Here is an 18,635-nt window from a genome sequence, read left to right as displayed (position 1 = left end):
GAAGGAGAAACCGATGACCATTCGCACCGAGCATGTCCAGATCCCCGTCGCCGACGGCACCACGATGGATGGCTACCTCTGCCGGCCCGAGGGCGACACGCCGCGCGCCGCGATCCTCGTCCTGCAGGAGATCTTCGGCGTCAACGCGCACATCCGCGACGTCGCCGAGCGCTTCGCCCGCGAGGGGTACGTGACGCTCGCACCCGACCTCTTCCACCGCACGGCGCCCGGCTACGAGGGCAGCTACGAGGACTTTGCCCCGAGCATGAAGCTCGCGACCCAATACAAGGCCGAAGAGAGCGAGGCCGACGTGCGCGCCGCCGTCGAATACCTCGCCAAGCACCCGGCCGTCGAGGCGGGCCGCGTCGCCGCGCTCGGTTTCTGCATGGGCGGGCGCCTCGCGTTCGTGACGAACGGCGTCGCCCCGCTCAAGTGCGCGGTCTCCTTCTACGGCAGCATCGCGCCCGACAAGCTGCCGTATGCCGCGACGCAATCGGGAAAGATTCTGCTCCTCTGGGCCGGCAAGGATCCGTTCATCCCGAACGAGAAAGCGCAGAGCGTGGTGGACGCGCTGCGGAAGCACGAAAAGCCGTTCGTGAACATCGAGTTCTCCGAGCACGACCACGGCTTCTTCTGCGACGCGCGCAGCAATTACAATGCGGCCGCTGCGTCCCAGGCCTGGGCGCTCACGCTCGCGTTCTTGAAGTCGCACCTCTGATCGGCGAATCCCGCCGGCTGCCCCGCGAGCGCCCTTCCCCCGAAGGGCGCTCGCAATTTTGTCGTCATTTTTCGCCTCCGCATGGATGAAAGCGCCGCGCTGGAGCATCGGCCGGACCGCGCGGACGTACGGCCGTCCATGACTTTCGACGCGTGCATGGCGTGGACGAGGGTTTGCCCCGTGATCACGTTGCCGACCCCGACAGCGCGTCTGCGGGGAGGAGGACGGCGTCGTTCGACGCGGCTGAGGGGGCGGGCGTAGTGCAGGGGGCGGCTCCCGACCGTCGACGTGGGCGCCGCGCGGAAGGCCTCCCGGCGCGCGCGTAGGGTGCCTACGACGCCGCTCCTGACGAGCCGGGGCCTTCCTCCTGCAAAACGAGGCGCCGCGCGTTCCCGACATTGCGTTTCGATTCGGCCATGGCGGCAACGCGGGCCGGGCAAGGCACACCCATATGCCGCGAATGAAACCGGGCAGCATTTACCCGGCCGACGCATGCGGTATCCCACCTTGCCGCACCAGACATAGCCGAGCTCGTTTGCATCGATGAATGCGCGGCAACGCTGGAGTCTGGCGACCGCAATTTCATGAATGCTCGGTGAGCGCTCGCGTGGTCTGGAGCTTGCTCGGTCGTGCAATCGACGGCTCTTCCACGAGCGGAGAAATCGGAGAGCAATGCCATGCCGCCGGCGGACAGTCAGAAACCGCCCTCCGTACGAGTCTCGACGACGGGCACGGAGGTCTCGGTCCTCGCGAAGACGATGTTCCGTGATTTGATGAGCTCCGGGTACGGATCTCGCGACGTCATCACGTTCGCGACCGAGCTTCTGGAGCTGGTCCTCACGAGCCTCCGGTGTGCGAAACCGGATGCAGCCGCCCTGAGGCAGCCGCAAAGCGCTGCGGATGAAGAAAACCAATGAGCCGCATGAACGTGCCCGACCTCCCATTTAAATAAAACCATCGCTGCCGCACGAACATTTTTCTTCGAGCGAGACGTTCTCGGGCGTCAAACCACACGGAGGGGATCATGGCCATCTTGTGCAGGCCGGAAGTCGCGGTTCCGGAGTACATCGTCACGATGGAAGATACGCTGAAATTGGCCGAGCGATTGCACGCGGGCAAACCGCAGCTCAAGCTCGCCATGCGGCTCATCAGCAGCACCGGGGTGCGGAAGCGGCACATCATTCAGCCCCTGGAGCAGACCCTCGCGCACCCCGGGTTCGAGACCCGCAACAAGATCTACGAGATGGAAGCCAAGCGCCGGGTTCCGCCGGTCATCGAGCGAGCGCTCCAGCACGCGGAGCTCTCGGCGCGGGACATCGACGCCATCATTTATGTCTCGTGCACGGGCTTCATGATGCCGGCCATGACGGCCTGGCTCGTGAATACCATGGGATTCCGTCACGACACGCGGCAGATCCCGATCGCGCAACTCGGCTGCGCGGCCGGCGCGGCGGCCATCAATCGCGCCCACGATTTCTGCACGGCGCATCCCGGCACCAACGTGCTCATCGTGGCCTGCGAGTTCTGCTCGTTATGCTATCAGCCGCCCGACGACGACGTCGGGTCGCTCCTGTCCGACGGGCTCTTCGGAGACGCGGTGGGCGCGGTCGTCCTCCGGGGACGCGGAGGCACCGGCATCCGGCTGGAGCGAAACGCGGCGTACATCATCCCGGACACCGAGGAATGGATCTCGTACGTCGTGAAGGAAACGGGATTCCATTTCAGACTCGACAAGCGGGTCCCCGGGACCATGAAGCCCCTCGCCCCCGTGCTGCGCGAGCTCGCCGAGCGCCACGGCTGGGACGTTGGCCATCTGGATTTCTACATCATTCACGCCGGCGGGCCGCGCATCCTCAACGATCTTTGCAAGTACCTGGGCGTACCGCTCGAGTCGTTCCGGTACAGCAGAGCCACGTTGACGGAATACGGCAACATCGCCAGCGTGGTGGTGCTCGACTCCATCAGCCGCCTGTTCGCGGACAACCAGCTCAAGGACGGTGGCAAGGGAATCATCGCAGGGTTCGGCCCCGGAATCACGGCGGAAATGAACGTCGGTTCCTGGAGGACCAAGGAAGGCCAGTAGGGACGGCGCGCATGCTGCCGCTGTCGTGATCGAGAAGGACAGGAGGGGGACTATAATGAATAAATCGCTGAAAGCTCCGTCGTCGACGTTCAACCTCGGCGGCGACCTTCGCGTGCGGCGACTCGGTTATGGCGCCATGTATTTGACGGGGCCCGGCATGTGGGGCCCGCCGAGCGACCCGGACGCGGCCATCCGCCTGCTCCGCCGCGCCGTCGACCTGGGCGTCAATTTCATCGACACCGCCGATTCCTACGGTCCGGCAGCCAACGAGCAGATCATCCGCCGCGCGCTCCATCCCTACCCCGCGGGGCTCGTGATCACCACCAAAGGCGGGCTTTTGCGTTCCGGACCGGAGGACTGGACGAATAGGGACAAACCGTACATCGTCCCCTGCGGACGCCCCGCATACCTCCGCCAGCAGGTGGAGCTGAGCCTGCGCAACCTCGGGCTCGAGCGCATCGAGCTCTATCAACTCCACCGCATCGATCCGGCCGTCCCGCTTTCCGATCAGCTCGGCGAGCTCGTCCGGCTCCGCGAGCAGGGCAAGATCCGCCATATCGCGCTCTCCGGCCAGCCCGAGGTCACCATCGAGCAGCTCGAACAGGCGCGCGCGATTACCGAGATCGTCGCCGTGGAGAACCTTTACAACGTCGCGGACCGCGCCGGCGAGCCGGTTCTGCGTTATTGCGAGGAGCGCGGCATCGCCTTCATTCCGTGGTTCCCCATGGGCCACGGCGCCCTCGCCGGGCCGAACAGCATCCTCGCCGGGTTTGCCAAGAAGCGCGGCGCCACGCCCGCCCAGCTCGCCCTCGCCTGGCTCTTGCACAAGTCGCCGGCCATTCTCGCGATCCCCGGCACGTCCTCCATCACCCACCTGGAGGAAAACCTCCGCGCCGCTGAGCTCACGCTGGACGAGAAGGAAATGGCCGAGCTCGCGTACCTCGCCGCGAGCGTGCCGACGTGGCGTCCGTCGCCCCCCACGTCTTCCGCCACGAAGGAGGTCGCATGAATACCACCGCCATTCACCCGAACGTCCGGATGCTGCGCACCCTGTACGCCAATCTGGCGCGCATCGGGGAGTTCGTCACCGACGATATGATCCTGCACAAGGCCGATCGGGCGTTCTTTCGTGATGCCATGGCCGGCCGCGTCGTCGGCAGGGAAGCCGCGGTCGCCCACGAGCGCGAGCTCATTGCTCTGACCGGCAACACCCTGGTGATGGACGTGGAGCACATCACCGCGAACGACCATTTCGGGGCCGTCTTCGGCATCCTCAGGGCCCATCGCGACGGGGCGAAACTCGCGGTGCCGTTCTGCGGCGTGTGGCGCTTCCGCGACGGTCGGATCACGGAGCACTGGGAAAACGCCTACGACGTGGTGACCGTCCAGGCCTTCCTCTGCGGCAACGAGATCAGCTCCGCGTTCGTGCACAACGAGGACTGATTCACCACGTCGTTCGAGCCTCGGGCCTCGCCGGTCAATGGCCGGCGGGGCCGAGGTCGACTTCGCCGCCGGGGTAGACGAACGAATCGCTGGGCGAATAAAAACAGGCGCCCGGCACGACCTGGAGCGGCGAGGCGGGGCGCAGCGCATACACGGGGTGATCGGGGGCGAGCATCTCGATCGAGAGCACCTCGAACGGGGTCACGAGATCGCCGATGTACGGATATCGGCCGCCCAGGATGCGGTGACCGAGCCGCGTCAAATAAAAGAGATGGCCACGGGCGACCACGCCGATCTCCTTGCCCACGCGGGCGCGGGAGCGGATCACGGGGACGCCGTCGACGGTTGTCGTGGCCGTGAGGATGTCGTTCTCGATCTCGAGCGTGGTCTCGCCGGACGAGGCCGGGACGCCGCGCTCGCGGGCGTAGGCGCGGACGCGCTCGGACGAGTTCAGGTAATGCGTGAAGAACCGGCCGGGGGTCACGCCGTCGGGCGCGACGTGGCCGTCGAGATCGAGGCCGAGGTACGTGAGCGAATACGCGCCGAACCCCGTCGTTTGCTCGGGCGTATCGACCACGTATTGGTTCATGTAGATGGCATTGTTCTTCGCCGGGCGGAGCGTGGCCGGCAAGAGGCGCGCACAAGCCTTCGGATCGGCGGGGATGAAGCTCGTGTAGAGCATGCGACTGTGGATGACGAGCTGCGGCGAGACGAGCGGGCCTTCGGACATCCATGCCTCCAGGAACGAGATCAAGAGGAGCGTACACGGGACGCGCGCTCTCACAAGACGGCGCGGAGGGCGGAAATTTGCCCAGACGGCACGCGTCAATACGCTCTCGCGCTTCACCTGTTCAGGGCGGTAGACTGACGCATCGCGTGCGAAACGATCTCGAAAAGGCCTGCGCCTCCTGCGAGCTCCGCCTCCCGGCGACGGATTCGGTTTGCCCCCGTTGCCGCGCCGCGACCATGCCCGTCGCGGACGCGCTCCGGAGCTTGCGTGGTCGCGTCGGAAAGGACACGTGGCTCGACGTCCCGCGCACGCTCGCGCTCTACGTGCCCGCGGCCCTCGGCCTCGTCGCCGCGGTGGTCGTCGACGCGCTTTTCTTGTGGGAAGAGGTGATCGGCGCGCCGTCCTTTCAGAAAAACGCCCTCGGGGTCGGGCTGATGATGCTCGCGGGCCTCTGCTTCTTCGGCATCTGGTGCCTGGTCCTCGCCTTGCCGTGGGGCCTGTGGGCAGGGCTCGTCACCCTCACGTTCGCCGTCTACCGACACATTCGCGGAATCCCCGCGCCCCCGCCCCGCCTTTTGCCGCTGCCCCTGCCCGCGCCCCTTCGCCCGAGCCTCCTGCGTCGGGCCACCGAGCGCCTCGACGACCTCTCCAAGAAGCTCGACGCGTGGCATGACGGAAAACAGAAGCCGAGCCAGCGCATCCCGCTGCTCGTGCTCCTGGCCGCGATGGTGCTCGCCGAGGTTTTCGCGAAAGAACCCGCAATCGAGCTCACGAGCTTGAAGGCATTCGCGAACTCCGTCGGCCCCCTGCTCATCATGATGATCCCGATCGCCGTCGTGGCGACGATCACCTCGATCTTCCCGCTTTATGCCGCGAACCGCACCACCAAGCGGCTCGTCGCGGCCCTCCGGCGGATCGATGAACGAAAAAGCGCGCGTCTCGAGGACGAACCCTCGGTCGAGCCCCTCCGCGCCGGGCGCGCCTCGGCGCGTGGTCGTGTGTCGCAAGGCCAGAAGCCAGCGCTCGTCGCCCCGCTCTCGGGCAAACCCTGCCTCGCATTCCGGCTCGTGGGCCACATCGACGATATCGCCCTCGACGACGGCGACGCCGTTCCCATGACCGTCGTAAACGGCGCCGAATCCGTGGAGATCCGCGGCGAACGTTTTGCCATTGCGCTCGGGAAGCCCGAGGAGAAGGCCGGGTCCCTCGATACCGAGGCCGCCGCGCGCGTCGCGGCATTTCTCACCGCGCGCGGAATCCAGGCCGAGCCACGATTCGTGGAACTCGGCGAAACCTGCCTTCGAGAAGGCGACGACATCGAGGCCTGGGGGATGGCCGGGCAAGAACGGACAGCAGGCGAAGGCTATCGGGACGTGGTCCTCGGCCGCGTGCTCGACGACGGGGACGGTTTGCCCGTCCTGATCACGCGATAGCCGTCACGCCGAGCCCCGGCGCCGCCGGCAGATCGTAGCGCGGGCCGTCCGCTTCGTATCCGCCCCGGTAGGGATCCCCGGCGAGCAGCCACGCCGTATCCAGATCGACGAAATCGACGCCCCCGAGCGCCGCCGCAACGTGCGCGCCGGCCGTCATGCCGAGCCGCGTCTCCACCATGCCGCCGATCATGATCGGCATCCCCGCCTCTTTCGCCGCCCGCCCGATCGCGAGCGCCCCGAGCGGCCCACCCGATTTCACGAGCTTCAAATTCACCCCGTCCGCGGCCCGCGCCGCCCGCACCCGCCCGAGGTCGGCGAGCGTCTTCACCGACTCGTCCGCGATCACCGGCGGCGCGAGTGCGGCGGCGACCTCGGCCATGCCTTCGAGGTCGTCCGCGGCGCAAGGCTGCTCCCAGCATTCCACGACGAGCCCTTTCGCCTCGACGGCGCGCCCCATCGCAATGGCCTGCGTCGCGGAAAACCCCGCGTTCGCGTCGATCCGAAACCGCGCGTCGGGCACGGCGTTCCGGATCGCGAACAGCGCCGCGAGGTCCTGATCCATGTCCTTGCCGACCTTCACCTTGAAATGGCGAAAACCTTGCGCGGCCCAGCCCTGCGCGAGCTCGGCCATGCGCGCGGGCTCCGCGATCGGGATCGTGATGTCCGTCGTGAGCGTGCGCGTCGCCTCGCCCCGCGCTCCGCCGAGCAGGCGCCGGAGCGGCATCCCGAGAAGCCGCGCCCACGCGTCGAGGATCGCCGTCTCCAGCGCCGCCCGCGCCACCGGCTTGCTGGAAAGCACGCCGTCGAGCGCCGCCCCGAGCTCCACGAGCCCCGCGAGCAGCACCCCGTGCGCCTCGTCCACCGGCGGGAGCACAATCGTCTGCCCGGACAAACGCTCTGCGGCCGCCCCGAGCGCCGCGAGCACGTCCGGCTGATCCTCGACCGTCACCGGCCAGAGCGCCGCGCCCTCGCCAAGCCCCTCGGCCCGCGCGCCGCCTGCCGCGAGCGTGACCCGCACCTCCGCCGAGCGCGTCACGGTCACGCGGCCCGTCGCGATGACGAACGGATCGTGGAGCGGGACCGACAAAGGGCGAACCGAGATGGCCTCGACGTAAAACATCGGCGCCACGCTTAGCACACCCGTCACGCCGTTTGGCGCGAGGCGACGGGCAACTCGAGCCCGATCCGCGCGCCGCCTTCCTCCCGGTTCGCCGCCCGCGCGCGGCCACCGTGCGCCTCGGCGATCCGCGAGACCAAGGAGAGCCCGAGCCCGAGCGAGCCCTGCTCCCGCGCCTTCTCGTCCGGACGCCGGTAAAACGGCTCGAAGATCCGCCTCTCTTCGCCCGGCTCGAGGCCGCGGCCCGCGTCCTCGACCTCGAAGACGACCGCATCGGCAAGGGCCGTGATCCGCAGCGCGACCACGCCGCCGCCGTGCTTCTTCGCATTGTCGAGCAGGTTCGCGAGCGCGCGCGCGAAGAGCGTGGGTTCGGCGAGGACGGGTTCCGGTTTGCCCTCGACGACGAGCGCCTCCGCGCCGACGCCCGCGCGATCGAGCGCGCGCAGGCCCGTCTCCACCGGATCGAGCTGCTCCTTCGCGAGCGCCGTGAAATCGAGCCGGCTCTGCGCGAGCAGATCCCCGACGAGCGCGTCGATCTCGAAGACCTCGCGATCGAGCTCGTCGAGGTTCTTCTGCGCGTTCACCCCGTCCCGCGTGAGCTCCGTGAGCAGGCGGATGCGCGCGAGCGGCGTGCGCAGCTCGTGCGAGACCGCCGCGAGCAGCTCCCGCTGATCACTCATCTGCCGCTCGATCCGCGCGGCCATCTCGTTCATCGCCATCGAGAGCACGACCGCCTCGCCGTGGACGTGCCGCCCCATCCGCGCCCGTGCGCCGTAGTTGCCGCGGCCGATCTCGCCCGCGACGCGCGCGAGCTCCTCGAGCGGGCGCGAGAGCCTGCGCGCCACCGTCCCCGAGAGCGCCCACAGGATCATGCCCGCCGCCACGAGCGGCGCGAACCAGCGCAAAAGGCCTCCCGTGCGCGTACGCTCGGCGCAGATCGAGACGACCCCGAGCCTGTGTCCCTCGCGCACCGCAGGCGCGTCGAGCGTCCACGCCCTCCGCCCGCAGCCGTGGCCGAACGCCTGGAACGCGGCGCCGTTCGGGTCTCGCAACGTCACGCTCACGTCGAGGTCGTCCGCGATCGCGCGGGCGAGTGACTCGCGTGCGCGATCGTCGTGCCACACCTCGCCGAAGCGCGCGCCGAGGAAGGCGCGCGCGCGGCCCATCTCGCGCGCCCAGGCTGGGCCGCCCGGGGCCGAGACGAGCAGCATCACGATCGAGAACGCCACGCCCGAGAGGAGGATGGCCACGCCGAACCACAGGAAGAGGCGGCGCTGCAGCCGGTCGCGCACGTAACACGACAGTCGATTCACGACTTTTCTTTCGCGAGAACGTACCCCACGCCGCGCACCGTCTTGATGAGCCGCGGCGAGCGCGGGTCGTCGCCGAGCTTCTGCCGCAGGTGCGAGATGTGCACGTCGACCGTTCGTTCTCCAACGATCACGTCCCCACGCCCTGCCTCCGAGAGCATCGCGTCCCGAGCGACCACGCGTCCCGGGCGCCTCGCGAGCGCGCAGAGCAGATCGAACTCCAGGCCCGTGAGCTCCACGAGCTCTCCCGCGCGCGTGACCACGCGGCCGGGGACGTCGATCACGATGTCGCCCGCGACGATCCGCTCTCCGGCGACCTCGGGCCGGGCCCTGCGCAGGACGGCCTTGATCCGTGCGAGCAGCTCGCGCGGGCTGAAGGGCTTGGCGATGTAGTCGTCGGCGCCGATCTCCAGGCCGACGACACGATCCGTCTCGTCGCCGCGCGCCGTGAGCATGAGGACCGGGATCGTATTTTTCTGTCGGATCCGGCGGCAGACCTCGATCCCATCCATCCCGGGCATCATCACGTCGAGCAGCACGACGTCGAAGATGCCGGTCTCCAGCGCGGCGAGCCCGCGGGGTCCGTCCGGGGCTCCGGTCACGTGAAACCCGTTCTGCTCGAGGTAACTCGACAGGAGGTCGAAGAGTCGGACGTCGTCGTCGATGAGGAGCACGCGGAGCGCCATGGCGTTGGCAGAGTACCAGGGCCACGGAAGCGGCCGTCACCCGAGCTTGCGCGCGCCTCGTGAAGCGCCTGCGCGGCCTTCCGTGAAGAAATGCAAAAGGGGTCGCGCGGCGAGAACGAAACCCACCATGATGCCCGCACGAAAACGCTTTCCGGAAGGAAAAAACGTACGGAACGGGCCGGCGCCACATTCCTGCTCCCTGGTCATGGAAGAGGGCGCTGGAAAACGAAAGTCCTTGCTCTTCCGGGAGGTCGGCTGGTAAGTAGAAGAGTCATCGCGGAACTCCGAATTGGGCTCCGCAGGTATTCGGATTCACAGCTCGCCGCGCTGTTGCTCGGGGAACGTGTATCCGACGTTTCTGGTCTCATGACGCGCGAGAGAATGCGCGTAGGAGTCGTCTCATGAATACGCTTCGTTCGATCACCGGGCTCTTTGCGATGGCTTCTCTCTTCGCGTTCGCCGCTGGGTGTAGCGTCAGCGAGAAAGAGGAGCTGATCGGGCAGAGCAAGCAGTCGCTTGCCGAGCCGCCTTGCGAGTGCCCGACGGTCGTCGCCAGCTCGTCGAACATCGTGGCGCCGCCTTGCGAGTGCGAGCCTCCGCCGGAGGAGCCGCCCGTCGAGGAGCCGCCCGTCGAGGAGCCGCCGAGCTCGTGCCCGCCTGGCGAGCACGAGGAGTGCAGCGTGATGGCGCCGGGCGGCGTTCAGTCGATCATCGCCCCGCCGGAGTGCGTCTGCGTTCCGGACGACGAGCCCCCCTGCCCGCCTGGCGAGCATGAGGAGTGCAGCGTGATGGCGCCGGGCGGCGTTCAGTCGATCATCGCCCCGCCGGAGTGCGTCTGCGTTCCGGACGACGAGCCCCCCTGCCCGCCGCACGCCGTCCCGGTCACCACCTGCGGCGGCATCATCGCGCCGACGGGTGCTTCCCAGATCTGGGGCGGTGGCAGCGGCTGCAGCACGCAGTGCGTCCTCCCCTACTGATGGTCTGACACTCGGCGAGTACACCCCGCCGAACGCCCCGGGAAACCCCGGGGCGTTTTGCGTTTGTCCACCCCACAACGCAATTTCGTCGGACCTGGAGCATGTATCCTTCCAAACAAGTGCTAGGCTTCGCCCGATGTCGGACGTCGCTTCGGGTCAGCCGTCGGGGACCGAAGTCGCGCTCGATCGGCTCGATTGGCCCGTGCGGGGCCTCTCGGCCCGGGCGCGTCGGGTGGTCTTCGCCTACGCGGAGGCCATGTACGCAGACGAGGACGAAAAGGGCGCAATCGTGCCGGCGAACCCGGCCATTTGCGAGCGCGCCACGGCGTGGCTCGACCACTCCGTGGGCCGCGCGAGCAGCGATCTGCGCCGCGGCTTCGCGGTCCTCACGTGGCTGCTCGAGCTCATGCCTCTCTTCGTGATCGGCGCATTCTCCCGCATGAGCCGCCTGCCCATCGCGCGGCGGGTCAGCTACCTGGAGGCGCTCGAGCAGAGCCGGTTCGGGTTCTTCGCGCTGCTGCTCGTGGCCTTCAAGGTGCCAACGAGCGTGGCCGTGTTCGAGGAGGGCGAGGAGCTCGTGTCGACAGGTTTCGATCGGCCGAGCACGACGGCACGAAGGCGGCTCCCGGTCGCGCCGGAGCGGGCGCCATGAGCGACGTTCCATCGGGCGAGTCCGTCGTCCACGGGCGGGATTTGTCGGGGCCGTTCGAAGCGTCGTGCGACGTGGTCGTGGTCGGGTCCGGGGCGGGCGGCTCGGTGGTCGCGACGCTGCTTGCCGAGGCAGGCCTGCAGGTGATCGTGCTCGAAGAGGGGCCGTATTACCGGCCCGAGGAGTACCAGCGGTTCCGGCCGAGCGAGGCGCTGCGCCGGCTGTTTCGTGAGTCGGGAATGGCGACGGCGTTCGGGATCGGGCAGACGCCGATCATCGCGATCACGATGGGGCGGGCCGTGGGCGGCTCGTCGCTGCTGACGGGCGGCGTTTGCTTCCGGATCCCGAGCGACGTGCACCATCACTGGGTCACCGATCTCGGGCTCGACGCGCTCTCCGAGCGCGCGCTCGAGCCGGCGTACGAGGACGTCGAGCGCAGGCTCTCCGTGCGCGAGGTGCCGGCTGCGTTGCGCTCGCGCTCCACGATGAAGTTCGTCGAGGGCGCGGAGAAGCTCGGGATCACCATGAAGCCCATGCGCCGCAACGCCGAGGCATGCGAGGGCAACGCGCGGTGCAACTTTACATGTCCGGCAGGCGCGAAACGCTCGGTGGACGTGTCGTATCTGCCGAGCGCGCTCGCGCACGGAGCGCGCATCGTATCGGACGCGCTCGTGACGCGGGTGCGCGTCGAGGACGGGCGCGCCGCGGGCGTCGAAGGGTGGCTGCTCGGCGGCGAGGGCGGGCGGCCGTCGTTCCGGTTCGTCGTGCGCGCGCCGGTCGTCGTGGCCGCCTGCGGGACGCTGCATACGCCGCTCTTGCTCGGGGCGAGCGGCGTGGGGCGGGCAAGCGAGAAGCTCGGACGGCGGGTGACGTTGCATCCGGGCGTGCGCTGCGTGGCGATGTTCGACGAGGAAATCGGCGGCTGGGACGGCGCGATGCAGAGCGTGTACTCGGACGATTTCGCGTCCGAGGGGATCAAGCTCGTCGGCGTGTACAGCAGCGTGAACGTGCTCGCGGCGAGCATGCCGGGCGTGGGCCCGCGGCTCCGGCGCATGGCGCGCGAGGTCCAGAGGATCGCGGTGTTCGGCGCGATGGTGCACGACGAGGGCGGCGGCACGGTGCGGTCGGGGCCAGGGCGCGAGCCCATCCTGACGTACGAGATGGCGCCGCGGGACCTCGCGCGGCTGCGGCGGGGGATCACGATCGTGTCGGAGATGGCGCTCGCGGCCGGCGCGCGTGAGGTCTACACATCGGTGACGGGCGCGGATCCAGTACGCACGATGGACGACGCGCTCGCGCTCGAACGGTTGAACTACGACGCGCGACGCCTCGAATGCATGGCGTTCCACCCGCTCGGGAGCGCGCGCGCCGCGAACGATCCCCGGCGCGGGGTCGTCGATCCGGACGGCCAGACGTACGAGCTGCCGGGGCTCTTCGTGGCCGACGGCTCGATCTTGCCGACGAGCATCGGTGTGAACTCGCAGGTGCCGATCATGGCCATGGCGACGCGCATCGCCTGGCGCATCGCCGAGAGGTTCCGGCGGATCGCGCGCCCTTCCTGATCACTCCATCGAGGGATCGCGGAGGTCGCCGAAGAAGTCGATGAGGATGTCCGAGACCTCGGCGGGCTTCTCCTGCTGCGTCCAGTGGCCGCAATCCGCGACGCGCTCGATGCGCAGGTTTTTCACGTACGGCCTCGAGAGCTCGGCCATCTCCGGCCGCAGGACGGGGTCCTTGTCCGTGACCACGAGCAGCGCGGGGAGATCGATCTCGTGGGACGGGAGCGAGCGATCCTCCTCCCACGAAAGATCCATCGCGCGGTACCAGTTGAGGCCGCCCCGGAAGCCCGTGCGCTTGTAGATGCGCACGTACGTGTCGAGGTCGATCTTCGAGAGGAACGTCTCGCCGGGGCCGATCTTCCCGAGCAGCGAGCTGCCATCGCCGACGGTCATGAACGTGCCGAGGGAGTCGGAGTACTTCGACGGGCGCATGATCTTCTGGAACGTGTCGCGCACGTCGGCCTCGAGCTCGCGCTCCGCGATGCCCGGCTCCTGGAAGTGACGCATGTAGAACGTCCTGTCCGTGAGGCCGAAGGCGTCGCGGTACATGACGCTCGGGGCCACGGGGCCCGGCGGGATGTACGGCGTGTTGAGGCTCGCCACGCGCTCGGTGCGCTCGGGATGGCGCAGCGCGAATTGCCACGCGAGCGAGCCGCCCCAGTCGTGTCCGACCACGCCCGCTTTGTCGATGCCGAGCGCGTCGAAGAGACCGTGGATGTCTTCGACGAGCTCGCGCATCACGTAGCTCTCGATCTCCTCGGGCGCGTCCGTCCCCCCGTACCCACGAAGATCCGGGCAGAGGACGCGGAAGCCCACCTCGGCGAGGGCGTGGATCTGGCGGCGCCAGGAGTACCAGAGCTCGGGAAAGCCGTGGCAGAGGAGGATCGGATAGCCGCGGCCCGCATCGGTCACGTGCATGCGGATGCCGTTCGAGTCCAGGAAGGTGTGGCGGATGATCGTGCCCATGCGGTGAAGACTCCGGTCTCGCGCTGCTCTCCTCCCGTCTCCCCCGGGACCGAGCGCGCGTCAACGCTGGGCAGTGACAAGATGGTGCGTCCGGGTCCGCTCAGGGGCTGGAGTCACCCGAGCAGGTGACGAAGAGGGTGGCCCCCTTGGAGGGCTCGCCCTCACCCACGAGGCGGATCATGCGGCGCTCGGAGTCGGCGCAGCGGGCGACCAGCGCCGGGTTTCCGATGGCCGGGTCGGTCGAGGCGTCGACGTAGCAGAAGCCACTGACGGGTTCGCCGGCGGGCGTGACCGGGTCGTCCGAGACGTCGTTCTGGCAAATGGTGAGCTCCTCGTCTTTGAGCTGCGGGATCTGGCAGAAGCAGTCCCAGCCCGCCTCGGGCGAACGCGCCTTGGCCTCGTCGATCGCGGCGGCGTGCGTGTCATCGACGGGGAGCCGGGCATGCTCGGAATCGCACGAGCAAGCTCCGCCGGTCGGGCGCGCCTCGATGAGGAGGCAGTTCACCGCGCCCTCTTTGTCGCGGTCGAGCGTGCGCGGCAGGCACGGGCCGCCGATCTTGGCCTTCAGCCGATCGACGAGCGCGCCGATGGCGGGGCGGTAGCCGTAGTCGTCCTTGGTGCGATCGTTGACCTGCTTCGGACAAACCGAGCCGACGATGCCCTGATCGCCGAGGCCGCGGAGCACGTCGAGCTGGCGCAGGCCGGGGTAGGCCTTGGCGCGCACGCGCATCGTGGGCGTGGCCGGATCGCAGAGCGGGTTGGCCGCAGTGCCGTCGCGGCACTCGGCGCACTTCGGATCGTTCGGACAATCGGTCGCCTCGGGCAGCTCGAAGATGCACGCGTACTGGAGGTCTTCGCCGAGCGTGTCGTACTCGTGCCCGTTGATCGAGTTGCCGAGCGGCGAGCTCGGGTCCATGTCGGTCTGCTCGCCGGTGATCGGGTGCTTTCCGGCGCGCGGATCGGGCGACTCGTGCATGAGCGGATCCGTCGGCAGGATGCCCTTCGCGGGGTCGCCGACGATCACGTCCCAGGTCCCGTCCTCGCCCATCTCGCGCGCATTCTTGATGCCCTTCGTCAGGTCCGCCGGATCGCGGGCGATGTCCTGCCACGGCACGCCGACGATGCCGGCGAGGAAGACGAGGTCCGGCGTGCGCACGACGGGCACGCCCCCGGCGGGATTCGCCTTCGGGAAGAGCGGGTTCTCCACGAGCTCACCGCTGCGCGTCGTGATCTCGGGGCTCGAGAACGCCTTCACGTAGCGATCCGTCGGGTAGAGGAAGTTCACGCCGAAGCGGCGCTTCTGGTCGAAGCAACGCAGGTCGACGGGATCTTCGGATTGGGTCAGCACCATGACGTTTCCTTGGGCGTCAAAGCATCCCGGATCCTCGGGGCACCCTGCGGGCGGGGTCATGCCGCAGGAGGTGCAGCATTTGTCGTTCGGATCGATCGCGCACTCGGCGCGCGGGCGCGGCAGTGCTGCGGTGTGCGAGGCGCGGAAGTTGAAGCCCGACTCTTTGATCGAGCAGTCGTTCTCGTCGCTCAGCATCAGGATCGCCACGAGCGAGTCGGGGCGGAGGAAGTCCTTGCGCTGCTTGAGCAGGACGTCGTCCGTGTCGCTGACCTTCACGTTCCCCGACGAGGCGTCGATGGTGCCGTAGGGCTCGGGGTCGACGAGGAAGCGGTAGATGCTCTCGAGCTGCGACTCGTAGCCGCAGCCGACCTGGCCGGTGCCGCGGACCATGTCGGCGAGCGCGGGCACGAGGCCGGGCTCGGAGCCGTCGAGCGTACCGAGGTTCGTCTCGCCAGGCGGGCTCAGTTGCTCCTTCGGATCCCACGCGAGGAAGCCCTTGTTGGCGTACGTCGGCACGACCTCGCTGGCGACGCAGGGATCGGCGCGCGAGAGGAGGTGACCACGGTCGTTCTTCGAGACCTTCTCGTCGCTGCAGCTCGGGTCGGTCTGGAGGTCGGGGCAATGCCCGCCGCCGTGGCCGCCGAGGCTCGACGAGACGATGCCGATGTGGATGTCGAGCACGGGCTCGAACTCGCGGCGCGAACCCGTGGGGCAGTCCTCGCTGGGGCCCTTCGGCTGCTCGGCGCTCGGAAGGGGCGCGCCCGCTTCGTTGATGCACGGCGGGTTCACGAGGCTCTCGACGAGATCGGGGATGGCCTGGGCGAGCATCTGCTGCTTGTCGGCCATGGAGGCCGAGTTATCGATGCCGAGGACGAGGTCGATCTTGTCGACGCCGCTGTGCGGGACGACCTCGACGATGGTCGACGTGATGCGCGGGTCGACGACGTCGATGGGTCGGTCGAGGCAACCGATGGCGACGAGGCCGGGGAGGACGATCGCGGAGGTGGCAGCGAAGACGCCCGGAAGACCTGGACGAAGAGGACGGCGGTTCATGGGGGCTCCCTTTCCTGATTTGCGAGGTGCCTGGCGGGTTGGCTGCCTCAGCAGCAGCGCCTCCCCCTCTTCGCAAAAGGGATGCCGTCCTATTTTGTCGACTTTTGGTGTTATTTTTCAGTTACACGAAAAATTTAGCAACAGAGTTGGCAGATCGCTCGGATCAGGGCCAACCGAAGTCGTGCTCTCGCGTTCGCGAGGCTCAAGGGTGCGGGGGCGGCTGGTCGATCGCGGCGGTCCAGCGCGCGATCTCCTCGGACGTCATGCTGCCCTCGGGCCAGAGGCGCGCGTCGTCCCAGCCCTCGCTCACGTCGGCGAGGTACTGCGCGCGCGAGAGGAGCGTGCCCCGGCAGACGCGACCCACTTCGGGAGGCGACGCATGCTCGGCTTCGAGGCGCGCGAGGAGATCACGCATGACCCACGGCGGGATGCGTCGCTGCTCCGTCGGATAGATGAAGCCGAAGAGGATGAGCTGGCTCAAGAGCACCCGCCAGTGATCGCCGAAGCGCGCGACGATCCGAGGCCAGTCGAGATCCTCGCAGCGTGCGCGCAGCACGTGCGCCACGTCGGCACCGTCGTATCGTTCGCGCTCCTGGATGAAGGACTTCGCAAAGATGGTCTCTTCCGCAGGGCAGAGGCCGACCTCGACGCCGAAGACCTCGCCGCGGCCCGCGTGCTCGAACCAGAGATCGTCGACCTCGGCGAGGCCGTTGCCCGAGCTCCAGATGACGTCGACGTGTTCGCTGCCGGAGTACGCCTTAGCGAGCCAGTGCGGGAACGCGATGCAGGTCGGGTAGCCGGCGTTTTCGAGGACGAGGAGCGCCGCGCCGACGTCGCGGCGGCGGACGAAGACGTCGAGGTCGCGGGTGCGCCTTCGCATGCCGGCGTGGTGCGCGAGCGCGTAGGCGCCGCCGACGAGGAAAGGAACGTCGGACGCGGCGAGCGCGCGAAGCGCCGACGCGAAGAAGTCGCGGGCCTCGGGGGTCATGTCGATCGCGAGGATCGCGTTCGGGTCCGCGTCGCGAGGCAAGGCGATCGTGGGCTCCACGGGCACGCTTGGTGGAGGTGGAGGGTCGCAAGCGGCCATGGGTTGGGGGAGCGGGAGCCGCGTCGTGTCGAGCGAGCGTGGCGTCCCGGAGGACGAGATTGCATCAACCGTGCGGCGGAACATCACGGCGGGACGTGTTGCCGGGCAGTTCGAACCGCAAGGGGCGCGGGGACAGAAATCGGGGCGCTACGGAGCGTCCGCAAGCGAGCGTTCGAGCGCGGCGCGGAGGTGGTTTTGCGCGCGCAGCGAGTACGGTCCGTCGGGCGAGATCTCGAGGTGCGTCGCGAAATGCTCGGCCGCGCGGCCGAACTCGCCCTTGCGATACCGCACGACGCCGCGCGCGAGCTCGCGCGGATACGAGGGATCGAGGGCCGAAAGCTCGTCGATCTTGCGGAGCAGGAAGGCCGCCTGGTCCTGCGCGCCGCGCCCTTCGTCGCGGCCCGGATTCGGGCGGGGCGGGTGCACGAGGAGGAAGCCGAAGAGCGCGCGCTGTTCGTCGACGCCGAGGGCGAGCGCGCTGCCCGAGAGGCCGCTGATCTCGTTCCACCGGCGCTTGAAGGAGGCGCGGAGCGCGCGTTCGTCCATGTGCATGACGCACGGCGGGGCGCCCTCGCACCAGCCGTTGCGGGTGAGGACGTCGGCGAAGGGGCCGCCGAGCTCGACGAGCTCGTCCGAGGTTTCGCCGGTCAAAACGAAGCGGCGCACCTCGCGGAGGAAGGAGCGGAGCTGGTAGGCGCGGAGCGCGAGGACGGCGTCTTCCCCCTGGGCGAGGGCGCGGGCGGCCGCGGGGCCGATCTGGCGGCGGAGCTCGGCGAGCATGGCGTCGTCGCCACGGGCGTCGGCGCGTCCGAAGGCGCGGAGGAGCGATCCGAGCGCGCGGACGTCGGCGTCGAGGGGTTTTGTCTCCACGGCGCGGACGCGGGCGTCGTCGTTCGCCGCGGTCTCGGCGAGCTTTCCGGGCTCGACGAGGGGGACGGGCAGGCCTTCGGGCGGGACCGACTGCGGGACGGCGAGGAGGGCGGCGCTGCCGGCGAGGAAGACCGCGACGACGCCCGGCTGCCAGCCCTCGAAGTGCCGGCCGAACCCCTTGGCGACGCGCGCCTCGTTTTTTGCCACCGCGCTCCGACCTCCGACCGTTTATTGTAGGACGCCGTCGGGACACGAGGAGAGAAAGTGTTGGCCGAGAAGCGAAAACACGCGCGAAGGGTCGTTCGACTGTCCGTCGCGTTCCAGGTGGGGGATGGCCCGCGCATCGATGCTTTCTCACGCGACCTGAGCATCGGCGGCATGTTCATCGTCACCGACAAACCCGCGCCCTTCAACGCGAACGTGAACCTCTACATGCAGCTTCCCGGCGTGAAGCAAGAGGTCATGGTGAAGTCGACGGTGCGCTGGACCGAGCCCGACGGGATGGGCGTGCAGTTCGGGCTGATGGGCGCGCGCGAGACGCACGCGCTGATGCAGCTCCTCACGGGCGCGCCGCCTTCGATCCGCTGAGGCGGGCGGGGTTTG

The 18,635-nt window shown here is 68.5% G+C and carries 17 protein-coding genes; 9 read left to right on the top strand and 8 right to left on the bottom strand.

Translation table 11 applies throughout. The features are described from left to right. The first annotated feature begins 13 nt into the window (after window positions 1-13). The 4 genes from KEG38_RS35065 (at window position 14) to KEG38_RS35050 (ending at window position 4,244) form a co-directional block, all read left to right on the top strand. Window positions 14-718 (top strand): dienelactone hydrolase family protein, encoded by a 705-nt coding sequence (locus tag KEG38_RS35065; protein WP_272424657.1) that lies wholly within the window; start codon window positions 14-16, stop codon window positions 716-718. A 1,024-nt stretch (window positions 719-1,742) separates the two neighbouring features. Next, window positions 1,743-2,801 carry a type III polyketide synthase gene (locus KEG38_RS35060; RefSeq protein ID WP_272424656.1) on the top strand — a complete coding sequence of 353 codons (1,059 nt, stop codon included), beginning with the start codon at window positions 1,743-1,745 and terminating at the stop codon, window positions 2,799-2,801. A 55-nt stretch (window positions 2,802-2,856) separates the two neighbouring features. After that, window positions 2,857-3,810, top strand: a complete 954-nt coding sequence (locus KEG38_RS35055; RefSeq protein ID WP_272424655.1) for an aldo/keto reductase — start codon at window positions 2,857-2,859, stop codon at window positions 3,808-3,810. Further along, on the top strand, window positions 3,807-4,244 hold the full coding sequence (locus tag KEG38_RS35050; RefSeq protein WP_272424654.1) for a nuclear transport factor 2 family protein: 438 nt from the start codon (window positions 3,807-3,809) through the stop codon (window positions 4,242-4,244). Before KEG38_RS35055 ends, KEG38_RS35050 begins: the two co-directional genes overlap by 4 nt. Before the next feature lie 34 nt (window positions 4,245-4,278). On the opposite strand, the gene KEG38_RS35045 is transcribed toward KEG38_RS35050, so the two are convergent. After that, the gene (locus KEG38_RS35045; protein WP_272424653.1) at window positions 4,279-4,974 is read right to left on the bottom strand and encodes a hypothetical protein; all 696 of its coding nucleotides are present in this window, start codon (window positions 4,972-4,974) and stop codon (window positions 4,279-4,281) included. A gap of 146 nt (window positions 4,975-5,120) precedes the next feature. Here KEG38_RS35045 and KEG38_RS35040 point away from each other — a divergent pair, with 146 nt between their 5' ends. Beyond that, complete coding sequence (locus KEG38_RS35040; RefSeq protein ID WP_272424651.1) at window positions 5,121-6,407, top strand: hypothetical protein; 1,287 nt, start codon at window positions 5,121-5,123, stop codon at window positions 6,405-6,407. Here the strand turns inward: KEG38_RS35040 and KEG38_RS35035 are convergent. From KEG38_RS35035 to KEG38_RS35025, 3 genes are read right to left on the bottom strand one after another with little or no spacing between them, the layout of a single operon-like run. After that, entirely contained in the window at window positions 6,397-7,527 is a 1,131-nt protein-coding gene (locus KEG38_RS35035; protein ID WP_272424650.1) for a dipeptide epimerase, read from the bottom strand. The two genes, KEG38_RS35040 and KEG38_RS35035, sit on opposite strands and share 11 nt — an antisense overlap. A gap of 23 nt (window positions 7,528-7,550) precedes the next feature. Continuing rightward, window positions 7,551-8,837 carry a HAMP domain-containing sensor histidine kinase gene (locus KEG38_RS35030; RefSeq protein ID WP_272424647.1) on the bottom strand — a complete coding sequence of 429 codons (1,287 nt, stop codon included), beginning with the start codon at window positions 8,835-8,837 and terminating at the stop codon, window positions 7,551-7,553. Beyond that, the gene (locus tag KEG38_RS35025) at window positions 8,834-9,520 is read right to left on the bottom strand and encodes a response regulator (protein WP_272424645.1); all 687 of its coding nucleotides are present in this window, start codon (window positions 9,518-9,520) and stop codon (window positions 8,834-8,836) included. The genes KEG38_RS35030 and KEG38_RS35025 overlap by 4 nt, the downstream gene beginning before the upstream one ends. A 401-nt stretch (window positions 9,521-9,921) precedes the next feature. Between KEG38_RS35025 and KEG38_RS35020 the strand changes: the two genes are divergently transcribed. From KEG38_RS35020 to KEG38_RS35010, 3 genes are all read left to right on the top strand, one after another. Continuing rightward, window positions 9,922-10,497 carry a hypothetical protein gene (locus KEG38_RS35020; RefSeq protein ID WP_272424643.1) on the top strand — a complete coding sequence of 192 codons (576 nt, stop codon included), beginning with the start codon at window positions 9,922-9,924 and terminating at the stop codon, window positions 10,495-10,497. 136 nt (window positions 10,498-10,633) lie between these two features. Further along, the gene (locus KEG38_RS35015) at window positions 10,634-11,149 is read left to right on the top strand and encodes a hypothetical protein (RefSeq protein ID WP_272424642.1); all 516 of its coding nucleotides are present in this window, start codon (window positions 10,634-10,636) and stop codon (window positions 11,147-11,149) included. After that, the gene (locus KEG38_RS35010; protein WP_272424640.1) at window positions 11,146-12,708 is read left to right on the top strand and encodes a GMC family oxidoreductase N-terminal domain-containing protein; all 1,563 of its coding nucleotides are present in this window, start codon (window positions 11,146-11,148) and stop codon (window positions 12,706-12,708) included. Before KEG38_RS35015 ends, KEG38_RS35010 begins: the two co-directional genes overlap by 4 nt. Here KEG38_RS35010 and KEG38_RS35005 read toward each other — a convergent pair whose 3' ends face one another. The 4 genes from KEG38_RS35005 to KEG38_RS34990 form a co-directional block, all read right to left on the bottom strand. Beyond that, window positions 12,709-13,671, bottom strand: coding sequence for an alpha/beta fold hydrolase (locus tag KEG38_RS35005; protein ID WP_272424639.1), 963 nt, complete (start codon window positions 13,669-13,671; stop codon window positions 12,709-12,711). Window positions 13,672-13,771: 100 nt separating this feature from the next. Beyond that, the gene (locus KEG38_RS35000) at window positions 13,772-16,075 is read right to left on the bottom strand and encodes a hypothetical protein (protein ID WP_272424637.1); all 2,304 of its coding nucleotides are present in this window, start codon (window positions 16,073-16,075) and stop codon (window positions 13,772-13,774) included. Between the two features lie 202 nt (window positions 16,076-16,277). Next, window positions 16,278-17,123 (bottom strand): nucleotidyltransferase family protein, encoded by an 846-nt coding sequence (locus KEG38_RS34995; RefSeq protein ID WP_272424635.1) that lies wholly within the window; start codon window positions 17,121-17,123, stop codon window positions 16,278-16,280. A 186-nt stretch (window positions 17,124-17,309) separates the two neighbouring features. Beyond that, window positions 17,310-18,239 (bottom strand): hypothetical protein, encoded by a 930-nt coding sequence (locus KEG38_RS34990; RefSeq protein ID WP_272424633.1) that lies wholly within the window; start codon window positions 18,237-18,239, stop codon window positions 17,310-17,312. A 60-nt stretch (window positions 18,240-18,299) separates the two neighbouring features. On the opposite strand from KEG38_RS34990, the gene KEG38_RS34985 reads away from it, so the two are divergent. Further along, complete coding sequence (locus KEG38_RS34985) at window positions 18,300-18,620, top strand: PilZ domain-containing protein (protein WP_272424632.1); 321 nt, start codon at window positions 18,300-18,302, stop codon at window positions 18,618-18,620. Window positions 18,621-18,635 lie beyond the last annotated feature (15 nt).

This window comes from Polyangium jinanense (genome assembly GCF_028435265.1).
Classification (GTDB): domain Bacteria; phylum Myxococcota_A; class Polyangia; order Polyangiales; family Polyangiaceae; genus Polyangium; species Polyangium jinanense.
The sequence above is the reverse complement of the archived record's forward strand: the minus strand, read 5'-3'. Positions and strand labels throughout refer to the sequence as shown.

Bases quoted from the DNA above. Each gene is read 5' to 3' on its own strand.
- KEG38_RS35035 (WP_272424650.1), bottom strand. From the start codon at position 7,527: ATGTTTTACGTCGAGGCCATCTCGGTTCGCCCTTTGTCGGTCCCGCTC.
- KEG38_RS35025 (WP_272424645.1), bottom strand. From the start codon at position 9,520: ATGGCGCTCCGCGTGCTCCTCATCGACGACGACGTCCGACTCTTCGAC.
- KEG38_RS35010 (WP_272424640.1), top strand. From the start codon at position 11,146: ATGAGCGACGTTCCATCGGGCGAGTCCGTCGTCCACGGGCGGGATTTG.
- KEG38_RS35005 (WP_272424639.1), bottom strand. From the start codon at position 13,671: ATGGGCACGATCATCCGCCACACCTTCCTGGACTCGAACGGCATCCGC.
- KEG38_RS35050 (WP_272424654.1), top strand. From the start codon at position 3,807: ATGAATACCACCGCCATTCACCCGAACGTCCGGATGCTGCGCACCCTG.
- KEG38_RS35045 (WP_272424653.1), bottom strand. From the start codon at position 4,974: ATGTCCGAAGGCCCGCTCGTCTCGCCGCAGCTCGTCATCCACAGTCGC.
- KEG38_RS35065 (WP_272424657.1), top strand. From the start codon at position 14: ATGACCATTCGCACCGAGCATGTCCAGATCCCCGTCGCCGACGGCACC.
- KEG38_RS35015 (WP_272424642.1), top strand. From the start codon at position 10,634: ATGTCGGACGTCGCTTCGGGTCAGCCGTCGGGGACCGAAGTCGCGCTC.
- KEG38_RS35060 (WP_272424656.1), top strand. From the start codon at position 1,743: ATGGCCATCTTGTGCAGGCCGGAAGTCGCGGTTCCGGAGTACATCGTC.
- KEG38_RS35055 (WP_272424655.1), top strand. From the start codon at position 2,857: ATGAATAAATCGCTGAAAGCTCCGTCGTCGACGTTCAACCTCGGCGGC.
- KEG38_RS35000 (WP_272424637.1), bottom strand. From the start codon at position 16,075: ATGAACCGCCGTCCTCTTCGTCCAGGTCTTCCGGGCGTCTTCGCTGCC.
- KEG38_RS35020 (WP_272424643.1), top strand. From the start codon at position 9,922: ATGAATACGCTTCGTTCGATCACCGGGCTCTTTGCGATGGCTTCTCTC.